Origin of the sequence: Blastococcus sp. TF02A-35, from assembly GCF_004571075.1 — a bacterium.
Taxonomy (GTDB): Bacteria; Actinomycetota; Actinomycetes; order Mycobacteriales; family Geodermatophilaceae; genus Blastococcus.
The window spans coordinates 44,829-61,428 of the sequence record NZ_SPQP01000017.1 but is presented as its reverse complement, the minus strand read 5'-3'; the positions used below and the strand labels follow the sequence as shown (position 1 = coordinate 61,428).

14 protein-coding genes are annotated in these 16,600 nt (G+C 69.8%); 7 read left to right on the top strand and 7 right to left on the bottom strand.

Features of this window, described 5'->3' with window-relative positions; genetic code table 11:
* Positions 1-12: 12 nt before the first annotated feature.
* On the bottom strand, positions 13-1,128 hold the full coding sequence (locus E4P43_RS10365) for a zinc-dependent alcohol dehydrogenase (protein ID WP_245159062.1): 1,116 nt from the start codon (positions 1,126-1,128) through the stop codon (positions 13-15).
* Between the two features lie 144 nt (positions 1,129-1,272).
* On the opposite strand from E4P43_RS10365, the gene E4P43_RS10360 reads away from it, so the two are divergent.
* The 5 genes from E4P43_RS10360 (at position 1,273) to E4P43_RS10340 (ending at position 8,613) form a co-directional block, all read left to right on the top strand.
* Positions 1,273-2,097, top strand: a complete 825-nt coding sequence (locus E4P43_RS10360; RefSeq protein WP_348522228.1) for a DJ-1/PfpI family protein — start codon at positions 1,273-1,275, stop codon at positions 2,095-2,097.
* Positions 2,004-3,179 carry a hypothetical protein gene (locus E4P43_RS10355; RefSeq protein ID WP_135145370.1) on the top strand — a complete coding sequence of 392 codons (1,176 nt, stop codon included), beginning with the start codon at positions 2,004-2,006 and terminating at the stop codon, positions 3,177-3,179. The genes E4P43_RS10360 and E4P43_RS10355 overlap by 94 nt, the downstream gene beginning before the upstream one ends.
* Positions 3,180-3,362: 183 nt before the next feature.
* Positions 3,363-4,376: a LuxR C-terminal-related transcriptional regulator gene (locus E4P43_RS10350; protein WP_135145369.1), complete on the top strand. Its 1,014-nt coding sequence runs from the start codon at positions 3,363-3,365 to the stop codon at positions 4,374-4,376.
* Between the two features lie 175 nt (positions 4,377-4,551).
* Positions 4,552-5,865, top strand: coding sequence for a DUF2254 domain-containing protein (locus E4P43_RS10345; protein ID WP_245159061.1), 1,314 nt, complete (start codon positions 4,552-4,554; stop codon positions 5,863-5,865).
* Between the two features lie 513 nt (positions 5,866-6,378).
* Complete coding sequence (locus tag E4P43_RS10340) at positions 6,379-8,613, top strand: EAL domain-containing protein (protein WP_135145367.1); 2,235 nt, start codon at positions 6,379-6,381, stop codon at positions 8,611-8,613.
* A 423-nt stretch (positions 8,614-9,036) separates the two neighbouring features.
* On the opposite strand, the gene E4P43_RS10335 is transcribed toward E4P43_RS10340, so the two are convergent.
* Entirely contained in the window at positions 9,037-9,588 is a 552-nt protein-coding gene (locus E4P43_RS10335) for an ATP-binding protein (RefSeq protein WP_113801729.1), read from the bottom strand.
* A gap of 194 nt (positions 9,589-9,782) precedes the next feature.
* Between E4P43_RS10335 and E4P43_RS10330 the strand changes: the two genes are divergently transcribed.
* Together E4P43_RS10330 and E4P43_RS20845 are read left to right on the top strand one after the other, a co-directional pair.
* Positions 9,783-10,199, top strand: coding sequence for a hypothetical protein (locus E4P43_RS10330; protein ID WP_135145366.1), 417 nt, complete (start codon positions 9,783-9,785; stop codon positions 10,197-10,199).
* 32 nt (positions 10,200-10,231) lie between these two features.
* Entirely contained in the window at positions 10,232-10,357 is a 126-nt protein-coding gene (locus tag E4P43_RS20845) for a hypothetical protein (RefSeq protein ID WP_280790962.1), read from the top strand.
* A 484-nt stretch (positions 10,358-10,841) separates the two neighbouring features.
* On the opposite strand, the gene E4P43_RS10315 is transcribed toward E4P43_RS20845, so the two are convergent.
* The 5 genes from E4P43_RS10315 to E4P43_RS10295 form a co-directional block, all read right to left on the bottom strand.
* Entirely contained in the window at positions 10,842-12,338 is a 1,497-nt protein-coding gene (locus E4P43_RS10315) for a methyl-accepting chemotaxis protein (RefSeq protein ID WP_348522227.1), read from the bottom strand.
* Positions 12,339-12,739: 401 nt separating this feature from the next.
* Positions 12,740-13,129 (bottom strand): STAS domain-containing protein, encoded by a 390-nt coding sequence (locus E4P43_RS20840; RefSeq protein WP_113801732.1) that lies wholly within the window; start codon positions 13,127-13,129, stop codon positions 12,740-12,742.
* 540 nt (positions 13,130-13,669) lie between these two features.
* On the bottom strand, positions 13,670-13,852 hold the full coding sequence (locus E4P43_RS10305) for a DUF1059 domain-containing protein (protein ID WP_167759145.1): 183 nt from the start codon (positions 13,850-13,852) through the stop codon (positions 13,670-13,672).
* A gap of 4 nt (positions 13,853-13,856) precedes the next feature.
* A complete protein-coding gene (locus E4P43_RS10300) occupies positions 13,857-15,101 on the bottom strand; it encodes an EAL domain-containing protein (protein WP_135145364.1) in 1,245 nt (414 codons plus the stop codon).
* Positions 15,102-15,459: 358 nt separating this feature from the next.
* A complete protein-coding gene (locus tag E4P43_RS10295) occupies positions 15,460-16,341 on the bottom strand; it encodes a sensor domain-containing diguanylate cyclase (RefSeq protein ID WP_135145363.1) in 882 nt (293 codons plus the stop codon).
* Positions 16,342-16,600 lie beyond the last annotated feature (259 nt).

Sequence of the window (16,600 nt, the reverse complement as noted above, 5' to 3'; positions counted from 1 at the left end):
TTCTCCTGTCGCTCACGCGGCGCTCGGGACGACGAGGGGCTTGATCATTCCGTCGAGCTTGGCCGAGAACATGTGATAGCCCTCGGCGATGTCGTCGAGCGGGATCCGGTGCGTGACGAGCTCGCTGGGCTTGAGGTAGCCGTTGCGCACGTGCTCGAAGAGGCGCGGCCACTGCCGCTTCACCGGGGCCCGGTTGGTGTGGATCGTCAGCCCCTTGTTCATCGCGTCGCCGAACTTGACCGCGCTGAACAGCGGGCCGTAGGCGCCCATCACCGAGATGGTCGCGCCCTTGCGGACGGAGTCGATCGCCCAGTTCAGTGCCACGGGCGAGCCGCCCTGCAGCTTGAACTTGGCCGAGGTGACGTGCTGGGTGAAGTTGCCGTCCGCCTCGGCGCCCACGGCGTCGATGGCGACGTCGGCCCCGAGCCAGTCCGTCGTCTTCTTCATCTCCAGGACGATGTCGCCGTACTCGGTGAAGTTGTAGGTCTCGGCGTGGGCGAAGGTGCGAGCCTTCTCCAACCGGTGCTCCAGGTGGTCGATGACGATGACCCGGCCGGCGCCCATCAGCCAGGCCGACTTCGCGGCGATGAGTCCGACCGGTCCGGCGCCGAAGACGATGACGACGTCACCCTCGACGATGTCGCCGAGCTGGGCGCCGAAGTAGCCGGTCGCCGTGGCGTCGGTGAGCAGGACGGCGTCCTCGTCGGACATCCAGTCGGGGATCGTGGACGGGCCGACGTCGGCGAACGGCACCCGCACGAACTCGGCCTGGCCGCCGTCGTACCCGCCGGTCGTGTGGGAGTAGCCGTAGATGCCGCCGACAGCGGTGGCGTTCGGGTTGACGTTGTGGCAGTTGGAGTACAGACCTCGCGCGCAGTACCAGCAGGTGCCGCAGAAGATGTTGAACGGCACCATCACCCGGTCGCCGACGGAGAGGTTCCGCACGGAGGACCCCACCTCGTCGACCACGCCGATGAACTCGTGGCCGAACGTGTGGCCGATCCGGGTGTCCGGCATCATGCCGTGGTGAGGGTGCAGGTCAGAGCCGCAGATCGCGGCAAGCTGCACCCGGACGATGGCGTCGTTGGGGTGCTCGGTCTTCGGCCGGTCCTTCTCCTCGACCCTCACCTTGTAGGACCTCGGTAGACCATCGCTCGCATCGGATCCTCTCCTAGGGCGGGTCCTGCGGCGTGGGATGAGCACCGCAGGGCGTCCGAACGGCCGGCTCGTGCCCACCTGGAACCGACCCTGCCCCGGCCGTTGGCCGCTCGAATGGGCAGATCTGCCGATGCCCGACATCGTTTCCGCCCGGTTTCCATGGGCTCGGCGGCTCACGGCACTCAGCGGGCCCGACTCGCGCGGAGGGATCGGCATGGGCATGAGACGCAGGCTGAGGGGCCGCAGGATCGCGGCTCTCGCGGCCGACGGCTTCGAGAAGGTCGAGCTGGTGGCCCCGCTTCGCGCGCTGAAGGCGGCCGGCGCCACGGTGGACGTCGTCCCGCTCCGCCGTGGACGGATTCGCGGTGTGAACCTGCACGTGCCGGCCAGCCGGGTGCGCGTCGACCGGAGGGTGGACGACGCGCCGATCCCGGCGACTACGACGGGCTGCTCCTGCCCGGCGGGTTCATCAATCCGGACCTCCTCCGGCAGTCCGCGCCCGCGCGGCAGTTCGTCCGCGCCTTCGCCGCCCAGGACAAACCGGTCGCGAGCCTGTGCCACGGACCATGGGTGCTCGCCTCCGCGGGCCTGCTCGACGGCCGAACGCTCACCTCGTGGCCGGGGATCCGCGACGACCTCGTGAACGCCGGCGCAACCTGGCTGGACGTCGAGCTCGTCCGTGACGGGAATCTGACGACGAGCCGGGGACCTCAGGACATGGCCGCCTTCGTCCGGGGGATGCTGGACGCCTTCGCGCAGTCGGCACCCGCGCCGGTCACCGCGCTGCCCCGGACGTCGGACCGGCAGCGCGACGCACCGGTCGGCTGGGCGATCGCCGCGCTGCGGTGGTCGCCGAAACCCTCGGCCGCTGCTGTGACGGGCATCGGCGTGGCCGCTGCCCGCCAGCGCGTCCTGCGGAACCGAGCTGCGCAAAACTGACGGACGCCGGCGCGCGGGTCACACTGACGGCAGTGCTGGCCGTGCAGCGCGGCGGGGGAAGGGCGGTCCGGATGGACGGGGAGGACCCGGGACGACGGCCTGATCCGGTGGCCGTGTCGCGAGACGCGGTGGCGGAACGCGCTGCGGAGGTGCTGCACCGGCTGGGTCGGATCGTTCCCTTTGATGCCGGCTGGGTCGCCCTGCGCGACCCCGAGCGGCAGCGCCACGTCGCCCTCGCCACCACGGGCCCGGCCGGACCCCTGCGCGACTACTTCGGCCGGCCCGAGGCGGACGACGAGGTGGACTCACTCGGCCTCAACCGACGCTGTCCACCGATGCTGGCCAGCGACATCCCGATCCCGCTGCGCGAGGTCCGCGCCTGGTCCGACCACCTGCTGCCGGCCGGCTTCCGCGGAGGTGTGGCGGCTGGGCTGTTCACGTCGAGCGGGCGCCACGTCGGCTTCCTCAGCCTGCTGACCGCCGATGCCCCGCAGCCGCGCGAGGCCGACCGCAGGGTGGTCGCGACCGTCACCACGGTGATCGCCGACGAGCTGGACCGCACAGGGGACATCGCCGAGACCGCCCGCGCCGTCGAAAAGGCCGACGCAGGTGTGGTGCTCACCCGCGGGGGCGACGTCCTGCCGCTCCCGGGACTGCCCGACCACCGTCTGCTCGCGCCGGGCTCACCGATCCTCGCGGTCGCGGCGGACGAGTTGGCAGTGGGCGGGGCTTGCATCGGCTTCCTGGCCCCCGCGCCGGGCGCGGCCGGCGATCGGCTCGTCCGGGTCACCGCCCTCGACGTCGCCCGTCCCGAGCTCGACCACCTCGCCGCCGCGGTGCTCCTCGGTCCGCCGGGCGACTCGCACGGCCTCACCGTTCTCGACCTCCGGATCCTGGGCCTGTTGGTCGAAGGGGTGATCGACATCCCGGCACTCGGGCGGAGGCTGCGCGTCGGCACGGATGCGGTGGCCCGCTCCCTGGGGCGGAGCCTGGCCGCCCTGCAGACGAGCGACCTCACGGCCACCGCGGTCCGCGCCCTCCGTGGCGGCTTGCGCATCCCGCCGGGGGTGCCGCCGGCGTGAACGCTGCGAGGCGACGTCGACCGGGCGCACGATGACCCCGGCGAGGCCCAGTGCCCCTGGCACCGAATTCTGCGGCGAACAGGACTACCTCCTCTGATGTGCGGTACCTAACAGCTGGAGTCGGGCGTCGGCACCGTTGAACAAGCAGCGTCCAGCCGGCGGTGCGGTTCCCGGGGAGCATCCATGAGCGCAGCGGCGTCCCTCGAACTGGCCGAGATCGCTGGCTCGGCAGCCCCCCTCCCCAGCCGCGCGCGGGACACGCTGGAGACCCTCCGGCGTCACGTGCCGTTCGACGCAGCGTGGCTGGCCCTCGCCGACCCGGTGGGCAGCAGCTACACGCCCGTAGCCAGCACAGACCTCGATCCAGGGACCCTCGGGTACCTGAGCGGTCCCACGACGGCGCACGACATCGAGGTGACGGGGACCGACCGCTCCCGCCCTCCATTGAGCGTGTCCGACCTCCCCTACCCGGCCGCCAACCTGAGGACCTGGGCCGAGTGCCTCCTCCCCGCCGGCATTCACGAGAACCTTTCCGTCGCACTGTTCGACGGAGGCGGGCGCCACGTCGGCTTTCTCGCGCTGTTCTACGGCGGCACGGAGCCACCCTCCACGGTCGTGCGGCGCCGGTTGCACCGTCTGACCCGGGTCTTAGCGCCCGGAATCGACCCGCTGCGCTCGCTGGCCGCGGCATCTCGGGTGGTGCGGGGGGCGACCGCAGGCACGGTGCTGTACCGCTACGGCGCCACCCGGCCGCTGCCCGGTATGGACGGCGACGCCCTGCTGGCCCAGGGGTCGCCCGTCATCGCGCTCGCACACTCCTACATCGACGACGGCCAGGTGTTCGCGTCGTTCCTCTGGCCGCGCGGAGGCCGCCACGCCCCGGACGGGCACGTCCGCGTCACCGTCCTGGCCAGTCCCGAGAAGACAGCGGCGAGCCTGCTCGGAACGGTCGTCCTCTCCCCCGTGACCGATCTCCGGGGGCTGACGCCGCGGGAGCTGGAGGTGCTCGGGTTGCTCATCGACGGGTGTTCCAACCAGCAGATCGCCCGCGCACTGGTCGTCGCACCGAGGACCGTCGCCGCCCACCTGGAGCACATCCTCGTCAAGCTCGACGCACACTCGCGGACGCTGGCCGCGGTGCGAGCCGAGCGCGAGGGCCTCTACGTCCCTCTGCCGTCGTCGGCCTGCCGGGGCTGAATGGGCCGTTCTGCCGATGGCGCAGTGCCGCCCGCCTCGATTCCATCAGGGAACCGGACGGTCGGCGGGGTCGAACGCGCCCGCTCTACGCGGGTCCACGCGGAGGGGAGACCATGATCAGGAACGAGTCGTGCATCCGGGCGGCGCGCCCGCATGCCTCGATCGCATGAGCACGATGCGTTTCAGGCACTTCGTCCGCACGAGCCTGTGGCTGCTGCCGCTCAGCTGCCTGGTCGCGGGCGTCCTCGTCGTCGTCGGGACGCTCGCGGTGGACCGCGCCACGGACTACCGGCTCGTCCCGCAGGCCCTCACCGGGACCCCGTCCGACGCCCAGACGATCCTGTCGTCCTTCGCGACCGCCATGGTCTCGCTGACCACCCTGGTGCTGACGGTGACACTGGTCGCGGTGCAGCTGGCCATGGGTCAGTTCTCGCCCCGGATCGTCGGCGCGCTGCTCAACGACCGGTTCAGCCAGCTGGCCATCGGGCTGTTCGGCACCACCTTCCTGGTGGCGGTGCTGACCCTCCGGGAGGTCCGCGGGTCAGACCGCGGCACGGTGCCCGGCCTGTCGATGATGCTCTGCTACCTCCTGATGCTGACCAGTCTCGTCGTCCTCGTGCTGTTCGTGCAGCACGCCAGCCAGGGGCTGCGGGTCGCCGGGCTGATCGACCTCGTCGGCGACCGCAGCCGCGAGTTCATCGTCCGCGAGCACGGGAACTCGCCCGTCGTCACCGCGAGCGGGGACGAGATCGCCGCCGCGGAGCCCGGCAACCTCGTGCGGGTCGATCGCGCCGCGCTGGTCGCCGCGGCCCGACGGGCGGACTGCGTGCTGGAGCTGGTCCCGGTCATCGGGGACTTCGTCGTCGGCGGCGCCCCGCTGCTGCGCGTGCACCCAGACCCGCTGTCGACGGCGGGGGCCGACGGCAGACCGGCGCCGCGGCTCCGGCCGGCCGAGATCACCCGGCACGTCCTGCTCGGCCCGGAGCGCGTGCACACCGAGGACCTCGCCTACGGCTTCCGCAAGCTGGTGGACATCGCGGTGCGGTCGATTGCGCAACCGTTCGACGACCCGACCACGACGGTCCAGGCGCTGCACCGGCTGCACGACCTGCTGCGCGCGATGGCTCCTCGCCCCCTGCCCAGCGGGGAGCACCTCGACCAGGATGGCGTCCTGCGGCTGCTCGAGCGGACCGTCAGCTGGGACGGCTATGTGCGGCTGGCCTTCGACGAGATCCGCCTGGCCGGGGCGTCCGAGCCGCAGGTGACCCGCAGGTTGTGCGCAGCCCTGGCCGACCTCAAGGGAGTGGCACCGCCCGACCGGCAGGCGCCTCTGGACCGCCAGCTCCGGCTGATGGACGCCGCCGTCCGACGAGCCTACGAGGACGAGGAGGACGTCACGGCAGCACTCACGCCTGACACCGAGGGCATCGGATCGGGCGCCGACGTCACAGCCGCGCCTCCACTCCGGTCGGTATCCGTGACCGAGTGAGCCGGTGTCCGCCTCAAACCTCCGCTTTCCTGGTTCAACCCCGGCAGCATTGCCTGGCAACACTCACGTCGAGACCAAGATCCACTAGTACCACGCACGAGGCCAGCCATGGCTGATGCCTGCTCAACGGGTTCACCACAGGAGCCAAGCGCTACTTCCAAGCCGGCTCGATGGGGTGTGTTGGAGTGCTCGTTCGCCAGGCCGACGTCTCTCCCGACTACTGCGCCTGCGCAACGGTGGCCCCGGGCCGGACGACTACTAGCCCGGCACCCGGCGCACTCGGGACGGCCCGGACACCGCAGCCTTGGAGGAAGGCGGCTTCGCCCCCAGGACCGCCTGGCAAGACCCGAACGACCGGGTGCTGCTAGGCGTCCGGCGGAAGTGATTCGCCGAGACTGCCATGAGGGCTGTACCCACCCGGAGGCGTGCGCTGCCGGATCATCGCCGGGAAGGAATCGGCGGGCTCCCCCCGCCTGGGTGATGAGACCTCTGATCCACGTCCAGTGAAGGCCGATGGCGGCCGATCGGTTGTGCGTGATCCATTCACTCGCGGTGCCGTCATCCGGGCGCCTGCTCGCTCGCACGCTCATCGACCTCCGCCGGATCACCACGGTCGCCCGACCGGTCGTGGCGACCCCCCGGGTGGTGGCGATGACGACCGGTGGCCTGTTCACGGTCGGCGGGGTCGTGGTCGGGGTGGCCACCCTGCTCGACCCCGCGGGTTTCGGTTCCGAGGCGGTGATCCGCCTGCTGGCGACCGTAGCCGTCGCCCTCGGCGCTGCATGCACGCTGGTCGGCTCCCGGTTGCCGACATGGACCACGCACGTCTTCCTCGGCGCGGGCACCTGCCTCGTCAGCACCGCCGTGGCCCTGGCCGGCTCCCCCGCCGTTGCGACGGCGCTCGCCTGTCTGATCGTCCTCGTCGCAGTCGACAGCGCTTTCTTCTTCGCCTGGCCCGCAGCCGTGCTGCACCTGGCCGCGGCCGTGGCCGCCTGCACGCTCGCGTTGGTCGGGCCAGGGCAGCCGGGCGCCGCGGTGGCCCTTGTGGTCGGCGGCGTGTCCGTGCTCACCGCTGCCGTGGTCGTGTGGCTGGTACGGGCGGCGGGCGCCGCGGAGATCGACCCGCTGACCGGGACGGTGAACCGTCGAGGTCTGGACCGGCTGCTCGACGCGGCGCTGTCAGACGCCGCACAGTCGGCGCGGCCCCTCAGCGTGGCCGTCATCGATCTCGACGACTTCAAGCAGGTCAACGACCGGGCGGGCCATCGCACGGGCGACCGGCTACTGGTCCAGCTGTCGACCTCATGGCAGTCAACGCTTCCGCGAGGCGCCACGCTGGCACGGCTCGGCGGCGACGAATTCGTCGTCCTCCTGCCCGGCCACCCGCTGCCCACCGCACTGGTCGTGCTGCAGCGTCTCCGCGCAGCCACCCCGGCGCCGCACACTGTCTCCGTCGGCGTCGCGCAGTGGGATCCGGAGTCGCCGTCCAGCGTGCTGGCCGACGCGGACCACGCCCTGTACGAGGCCAAGCGTGCCGGTCGCAACCGCGTGGTTCACCATGAGTCTGCGGCCGCTGTTCGCGGTGAGGTGCGGCGCGCCCTGGCCGAGGGCCAGCTGATCATTCACTACCAGCCGGTCGTCGACCTCTCCGACGGCGCCACGGTGGGTGCCGAGGCGCTGCTGCGATGGCGACACCCTCAGCGGGGGCTGCTCTCCCCCGCTGAGTTCCTGCCCGTGCTGGAGGGCTCCGACGTCCTGGCCGAGATCGACTTCTTCGTTCTCGCGGAGGCCTGCCGACAGGTACAGACGTGGCGCGGTCGCGGCGGCCCGGCCACGGTGGCCGTCAACGTCAGTGGCGAGGAACTGGTGGACCCCGCCTACGCCGACCGGGTGGCCGCGCTGCTCGAGCAGATCGGGCTGCCGCCGTCGGCTCTGGTGCTGGAGGTGACCGAGTCGTCGCTGGCCGGCGAGTCGGACGCCGCGCTGACCACCCTGCGCCGGCTGCGCGCTCTGGGCGTCGCCATCGCGGTCGACGACTTCGGCACCGGGTACTCCAGCCTGGCCCGGTTGATCCGGCTGCCGGTCGACATCCTGAAGATCGACCGGTCCTTCGTCCAGCAGATTCGCCGGGCCGACGACGCCGCTCCCGTGGTGCAGGCCGTCGTGGCACTCGCTAACGCCCTCGGTCTCGACGTGATCGCCGAAGGCGTAGAGCACGCCCATCAGGCGGTGGTGCTGCGCCGGCTCGGCTGCGCGCACGCCCAGGGCTACCTGTACGGCCGTCCGACCGATCCGCACGCCCTCGACCCGAGGCATATCGGCGCGATCCGCGATCAGCCCGGCCGTGGCGGCCCTGGCCGGCTGAGCCCCGCTGCGGACAGGCGGCCGATCCGCGCGCCCACGACCTCGGGCGGCTTGACCCTCCTGGCGCCAGCCCACGACCGGCATGAGCGCAGCGTGTGCTCTCTGCTCAGCAGCGAATCACCGTTCAGTCCGGACCAGGCTCGCGACCACCCTGGGCCGTGCCTGAGTCGCCCGGGTGTCGGCGAGCGTGCGCCCCCACCCGGGCGACTCAGGTCCGACGCCGATGCCGAGGAGGCTGAGCCCGGCCAGCGCTGGGGCGACGGCCGGCGGGATCCCGCGACCAGGCGGACGGCGAGGCGTCTATGCCGGCCAGCGCCGGATTCCCCGCCCAGTGCGCTGCGAATGCCTCCGGGGGTGGCCCCGAACTGCCATGCACCACGGTGACCTCGAACGGTCCGGTGTCGGTGCCAACCGAGTGGGGCGGTCGGGTCGGCGTAGACGGCCGGGGCGAAACGACCAGGACAACGCCGTCATCAGGTCATCACACGGCCCGCCGTCCGAGCCCAGGTCGTTCACCGCAACCCGGCCGGGTCACCTTCGGGCCCGACGGGCATCGACCTCGCGCGGCCGGATCTTGACGGCGTGCCAACCACCTCGGGTCGAAGGGTTCCGATTGCCGCGCGCGGTGCGCCCTGCTCGACCCGGTGCCGGTCTTTGCAGCCCGGAGGTGGAAGCAAGATCAACCGTACAGCCAGCCTCAGCGAGGTCATCAGCACGAGTCGACTCGAGCCGCAGCAGCTGCCCCCTCTCGTGCAGCGTCCACATGAAGCGCAGCCGCGGACGATGATCACCGGCTCGAGCCGCTGCTCAATCCCGCTTCCGCAGCGAGCTGGCGGCCGACAGGTTGCACCGCGTCGCCTCCAGCGGCGGACGCGGAAGGCGATCCACCACCTCCGGCGGTGGCTCCGTCAGCGTGTAGTCGATGCGCACCCAGACGACCTTCCGGCGACGATGCGTGGTCCAGCCGTGCGCGCCACAGATGCGAGCGACCAGATACAAGCCCAAGCCACCAGCCGCGGCATCACGATCCATGGCCGGCACTGGCGGCGTCTCGGCGGCGGCGTCGCTGACCACCAGCAACCAGTGGTGATCAAAGGCGGTGAGATCCATCAGAACCGGCGCCCGACCGTGTCTGAGGGCATTGGACCCCAGTTCCTCAACGCACAGAAGCAGACGCTCTTCCGCTCCCTGGGCCACCGAGGCAGCGGCCCAGCGTCGGTCAGCGTCCTGGAGTGAAGCGGCGAGCTCGCGCCGGCTGTAGCTCAGGTCAAGCAGAGTCGTCGGCGCCCAGTGGGAAACATGGACTGCGTCCGACCCCACAGTCGGAACTGGGCGCTGAGCCCACAGGACGTCGCTCATCGCAGCTCCCCCGTTGGTCTCTACCGAGTCACGGATGACCCGCTCAGAACCACTCACGTGCGCCGCCCGACAACCCGACGGCACCTGTCGTCGCGGGCGATGCTAGCAACGACGCCAGCGAACCTGCGGATTACCAACTCGACGGCGGGTACGAACTGCTTCCCAGCTAGTAGCAAGTATCGACGGAGGCGCGCGTGTATGAGGTCCTTTCCGCCTTGCTGTGCCACGGCTACACCGAACATGCCGTGGACCTTGATCTCCGGGGCGCTGGCATTCATGCCGTGCACGTGCACTTCCCGACGACGGGTCGCATGGCCGTGATCGTGACCATCGCGCGGACCGACCGCGAGCCCTTCAACCCGCTGGAGTCGGCCACCATCGATGTCTCTCTTCGCTATCCCGACGGTCAAGTCTGGTCCGTGGGATCTCACGCATTCATCGAAGGTGAAAACGACGAGTCCGTACGTCCGGTCGCGCTCACCTTGCCGGTCGATGTTGAGATGACCGTCACCTCTACCGGGCTGCACACGGTCGAGGTATCGGTTTCTCCCTCTCGAACTCCGATACCGCTCAGCCTTCCGCTGGCCGTTCGCCCCTGGTCAACTCAGTGAACCTAGTCGTCCGGCAACTGGTCCTGGCACCCTTGACCGCAGCTCAGCGCCGGCAGCTCCGCGACATCACCCAGCGCATCGTGGGCGCCGCCGGCTCCGTGCAGCCCTGGCGATCTCCCGCCGCGGAGCCCCCGGGCGACACGACCGAGCACCGCTGAGTTCGGCGGCGGCTGCGCCCGTAAGGACGTCGTCAGCACGCACGATCGGCCTGGCAGGGGTCGGCTGAGCCGCAAGGGTCGCAGCAGCTGCTTCTCGAACCAGTGGTGCGCGAACGGTTCGTCGTTGAACGCCGAAACCTTCACAAACCCCGCGCTGCGGTACAGGCCGATCGCCTCCACCAGCGTCCTGTTCGTCTCCACCCGCAGGGTGCGGACGCCCGTGTCCCGGGCCTGGTGCTCGACCTCGTAAAGCAGCCGTCGACCCCGCTCTGCTGCACGTGGCCGACGCGCGCGTGTACGAGATGAAGGGGCCTCCGCCCACTGACGGCGAACGTTGCGCCTTTGGCCTCAGCCCAGCTCGTCGCCGTGCACGAAGACCCCTTCATCCATGCACGTGGCGCCCACTACTAGGTTGGGGTCGCGTATGTGAGCGCCTTCCGCTGACCGTGTTCGACGGCCGCCGATGCCCCTCGGCACCCGGGGGTCAGGAGGCCATCTCTTCGAAGGCTGCGGCCATGCTTGCCTGCTCCTCTAGAACGTCTCCGATGCGTGCTTGTACGGCGTCGAGTCGGCCGATGATGTCGCTGGTGGCACCGATGCCCGCGGTGACGGTCTGACTGGTCGCCTGGATCGCGGCGATCTGGTCGGCAACGCGCTGTGTTGCCTTCGCAGTTTCCCGGGCAAGGTCTTTGACCTCGCTGGCGACGACGGCGAATCCCTTACCTGCCTCCCCGGCGCGGGCGGCCTCGATCGTGGCGTTGAGTGCCAGCAGATTGGTCTGCTCCGCGATGCCGGAGATGATGCGAATGACCTCGCCGATGGCCGTCGACGCCTGAGTGAGGGCGTCGACCTCGTCGCTCATGGTGGAGGCCTGCGTTACCGCTTGTTCGGCGACCCGGCCGGCCTCCCCGGCCGCATCCCGCAGCCGGGCGACGGTGTCCAGCAGATCCCGAGCACTGTCGGCCGAGGACTCGGTGCGGCGCAGCACGTCCAGCCGCTGGGAGACCAGTTGCTGGACATTGCGCAGCGCAGCGGCCCGCGACTCGGACAGTTCGATCGTCTCGGTGACGAAGAAATCCATCGTGCCGATCACGCGCCCGCCGACCACCAGGGGGAAACACACGCCTGAGCGGACGCCGGCACGCTGCGCGGCAGGAGCGCGCACGCAGTCGGTCACCTCGGCCAGATCGCGGACGAAGTAGAGGTCTCGCGCCCGCCACGCCCGGCCCGACAGCCCGACCCCTTCGGCAAAACTGGCGGCCAGGGTCACCTCACGGAATTCCTTGCCGGCGGAGCCGGACTCCTGCTGGAATCGCAGCAGCTGCGCGTCCTCGTCGAGCTTCCAGTAGGAGCCGTATGCCCAGCCGAAGGCGGTACGCACGGTGTCCAGCGCCACTCGTAGCGCCGCCTCAGCGGTCCCAGCAGACCCAATCTCGGTGACCACAGCGGTAACGGCGGCCCGATCGTCGAGAGTTTCCCGCAGCGCGGCCCTGTCCAGGGCGGCGCGACGGGCATGGGCCACGAGCCGGTCCAGCGCCTCCCACTTCTCCCGACGGGCACCGGAGAAGGTCATCGACCCGGCGTTGTAGTACTCCTTCAACGCCACCACCCGACCGTCCTCGATCACCGGGACGAGCACCCCATGCGTCGCCCCAGCGGCCTGCGCAGCCTGCCACCGCAGACACTCCGACGGATTGCTGCTGGCGTCCGTCAGCACCACCCGGCGCGTCCTGATCGCCTCGCCGCCGAATCCATCTCCTGCCCGGAGCCGCTCCACCCGCTGGCCGGCGAATTCAGCCATCACACCCGACAGCGGGCCCGACTCACCCACCATGTGATAGGCCCCGGCGTCGTCGGCCATCCACACCGCCCCGTAGCCGAGACCGAGTGCCTCCACCAGGGTGGCCCCCACGGTTCGAAATGCCGCGGTCCGATCTCGGACGCCGTCGAGGGCCGCGATCACCTTCTCGACCGCCTCCACGTCGCGTGGCATCTCAGCGGCTGACGGGACCGCAGCGACCTGAGGACGACGACGCATGTAGTTCTCCTGCAAAGTTGGCGATGGTCGCAGGGCAGCAGCAGTGCAGCCGCATCGCCCCGAACACTTGGTAGCTCCGACTGATCATCGGCGAGCACGGCTCGCCCTCAAGTCGAACCACACCCCCTATCGACATCACCATGCCGTGCTCGCGCCACGAGGTTGCACGACTTGAGTGTGCTGTCGGCGGGTGGACGAGGCCGTACTGGACGCCAGCAGATGCGGGGCGTCGGTTGGTCGATCGCTACCGGCGGTTCGCTGAGCACCAGCACGGGCTCGGCAACTTCACGGATCCGTGGCGGGCTTCCGTGCGAATGTCCGACCCCTGCGCCGGTCCCGACCGGTCAGGAAGAGGGGGTTCCGACGAGGGCTGCGATTCCGGCTAGGCGCAGCAACTGGGCCAGCCAGGGGCTCGGGTTCACCAGCCGCATTCCGCATCCGCGCTCGAGCGCAAGGCCTCGGGCACGCGCCAGGGCACGCACTCCCTCCACATCGCAGAAGGTCAGCTTCGCCACGTCGATCACCAACGCGCGACGGGTGGTGAGCGTCAGCGTCGCGACGGCGTCCGTCACGCGCTCCGCGCAGGAGCGGTCGAGCTCGCCGGCCAGCCGAATGGTGCCTGCCTGCCGATCACTGTCAGCCGCAGCGGCTGGAAGATGGACTGAGGCCACAGGGGGCCAGTTGCTGGTTGCACTGCAATCTCCCGGCGAGCACGATCGGCGACGCAATCGCATCGCCGCGACCAGATGCGCGATGCCCGGCCGGTGGTTCGACCAGTTGATGCTCCGGATCTATGCCGAGACAGCACCGTCTCTGGACGCACTGCAGCTTCCGCGCGTGGCGGACGAAGGACTCCCCTGCTTTCCGCACCAAGTACCAGCTCTGAGGGTACAAGCACCAGCTCTGAGGGTAGGAGGACGCCGCCTGCGACATCGGTGACGTCCAGCTCGTCCCGGCGGAGCAGGCCCGAAAGGGAGCCCAGGCACCATGCGACGTACCCGCCGTAGGCACACGCTGACGTGTCGGGTGCAGCGCTAAACCATTTGGCGCCTAACGGCGCGAGGCTGTCATCAGACGCCCAGCCGGGATAAACCGTTGACGGACCCGCTCTCACCACAGCGCAGGTCGCATTCGCGGCAGGGACACGACCCCACGCTGGCCGTGCACGTCTGTCGTGGCCGCCCAGCGGTTGATCGGAATGTTCGATCCACATACCGGACCGGCATGTGCCGCTCGAGCCGCGGACCGGGCCACCTACCGGGACGGGTGACCTCTTAGGCGACCGAACGGATGACGGCTCGAATGCGTGCGATCAGATCATCCGCCATCTGGGGTTCAGCGAGCCCGTGGTCATGCTGCGCATGAACGGTGCACACCGCCAGCATCTCCTTCTCGCTGCTGACACGGAAGCTGGCGCCACAGCCAGGGACGACGTCGCCGCAGGCGTATTCCTTCACTGCCCTACCCCTCATTCCTCGCCGCAGCGCCCACCAGCCACAGCTCTCGGTCCGGACCATCGGCACTCGCAGGGGCACTCGTGAGCTGAGCGAGACGCAACATCATGCGTTCGGGGCGGACGATGCCGGCGTAGCCGCCGAAGCTGTCCTCGCACACCACCGGGTCGAACCGCGAACCTGTCGGACGAGTCATGGCGCGCGTCGCGACGTCCGCGACTTCGGCGTCGGCGGAAGCGCGCAGGCTCACGGAGAGGACGTGGGTCTCACCGAGGGAATCGCCACTCCGCAGTTGACGGCGGACCAGGCAGACTGCGCGGTCGTTCCGGTCCAGCACCGCGATGAACTCCAGACTCGGATCGGCGCAGAGGATGGTCGAGACCTGACCGAGCTCGGAGTCGCTGATCGACGTGGTCCGCTCCACCAGGCTGGCGATGCGGTCGCCCCGGCTGCGGTCATCGGCGAGAGCGCGAATCCACTCCCCCAGCTCGGGAGCCAGGGTTGTCCAGGTCGGTGTCGGGCGACCGAAGAGCCAGCCCTGCCCGAGCGGCACGCCCATGCGGATGAACGCCTCGAGCTCCTCCGGACGCTCGATACCTTCGGCGATGAGCGCGGCGTCGAGGCGACCTGCATAGCTACCCAGCAGTTCAGCAAGGGCCAGCTTCACCTCGTCACGATCGGCGTGATCCACGAGCGCCCGGTCGATCTTTACCAGCTCGGGTCGGACGAGAGCCAGCTGTTGAAGACCGGAGTAGCCCGATCCCGCATCGTCCAGAGCCACTGTCGCACCGACGGCGCGCAGTTGATCGAGGAGCGCGTTGAGCCGTGCATGATCGTCGATCTGAACGTGCTCGGTCAGCTCCAGCACCAGCCGGCTCAGGTCAGGCGCCGCCGTGAGGACGTCGGCCAACTCTGGTTGATGCATCAGGTGCGGGCTTACGTTGACGGTGAGGAAACAGCCCGCGGGCAGTCGGTCCCGGGCGGCGATGGCGGCGGTCACCACCCTCGCTTCGAGCTGAGCGGCGAGACCCAAGCGGTCTGCGGCCGCGAACCACGCGTCGGGGGAAGCAGTCGGCGGGCCCGCGAAACGAGACAACGCCTCGTACCCAGCCACCACGCCGCGCCGGAGGTCGACGATGGGCTGGAACACGAGGGTCGGTTCGTCCGGGTCGCAAAGAGCCCGGGCGATAGCCGAGCGCCACGCCGCCGCATCACTCGCGACGCTGGAACCGGCCTCGATCGCGCCTCCCATGAGTTCACCGCTCCCGTCAACTGACTCGGCTGACGCACCACGCCGGTGCAGTCCCTCTCGATATCGACAGTTCGGTCGCTGAGCTTGACGACGACACAGCTGACCACCACATCGAGTCAGGCACCGGCACTGTCGGCGGTCTGCAGCGGCGACTGATCGCCCTCGCTTCACCGGGTGAGGTGCCGCACCGTCGACCGCGGCAGACATCGCCCAACTCAGTTGAACGCAAGACGGCTTCGAGTCAACTCTCAGGGTGCAGTCCCGATGTTCAGGACGACCCAGCCAGTTACGAGAACCGGTCCTACGAGGACCTCTGAGAGAGCACCGTCGAGGCGCATGCCGACGGTTCGCACGAGCCCTACGTCCGGCGGCGAGCCTTGTCGGCATACATCGACCTATCTGCCTCGCCCAGGATCCGGCTGCGGTCGACATCGAGCGCCACTGCGCTGGGCACGTGCGCAATTCCTGCAGAGAACTGGATGGGCTCGTCCGCCAGGCTGGCGTGCAAGGGCGCAGCCATCGCTGCTCGTAACCGGACGACCAGTCCGCGCGCCCGCGCCGGGTCGCTGTCCTCGAGGACGACTGCGAACTCGTCCCCGCCGATTCGGGCAGCCGTGTCGCTGGTGCGAAGTACCGAGGCCAAGCGGTGGGCGAAGGCAACCAGCACTGCGTCGCCGAGCAAGTGACCGTGGTTGTCGTTGACCGACTTGAACTCATCCAAGTCGATCATCAGTACGCATGTCGAGGTTCGCTGGCGGGCGCCGCGGTCGAGGGCGTGACGAAGCCGGTCCTCGAACAAGCGGCGATTGGCTAGGCCCGTGAGTGAGTCATGCAGCGCGCGATGCTCGAGGTGCGCCTCGATGGCCTTCCGTTCGCTGATGTCATCCACGACCATGACGAGGAGGTCCACCTCGTCACGCTCGTGCACCCACGAGGTGATGACTCGCACCGGCACGGCCTCCCCGGTCACGCGAACCAGGCGGCACTCGTGCCGCCACAGGCGGCTTCGGCGCTCATTCAAGTCGACGCATGACTGCGTAGCGGCCGGGACGTCGTCCGGGTGGGTGAAGTCGATCATCGACCGGCCGCGCAGAGCGGCCGGCTGGTCGCCGAGAAGCCGACTCAGCGCGCCATTGACATGTATCAGCACACCGGACGTTGACGTGACCGCCATACCAACGGGGGCGAACTCAAAGCCGACGAGCTGGCTGGCGCTGAGGCCATCGGATGGGTCCAACATCTACTCTGTGATGCCCGCTCCCCGGTTCATCTACGCCTTCGCCCCGGAGGGCTCCCCCATCATGGCGGCCTCCCAGAGCCACTGCGCTCTCCTGCGCCGGGGGCCGCCACCGCACTGAGCAAGAACGATCGCTCGAGCCTCCATGACGCTGCTGCGCTGGACCCGCGGCGCTCTGGGCGGCCGCGTGTGCCGACCTCGTGGCGGTATGGGCGAACGCCGACAAGCGGACGGCGGCGTGCCGGACCTCACGGCCGGAGAC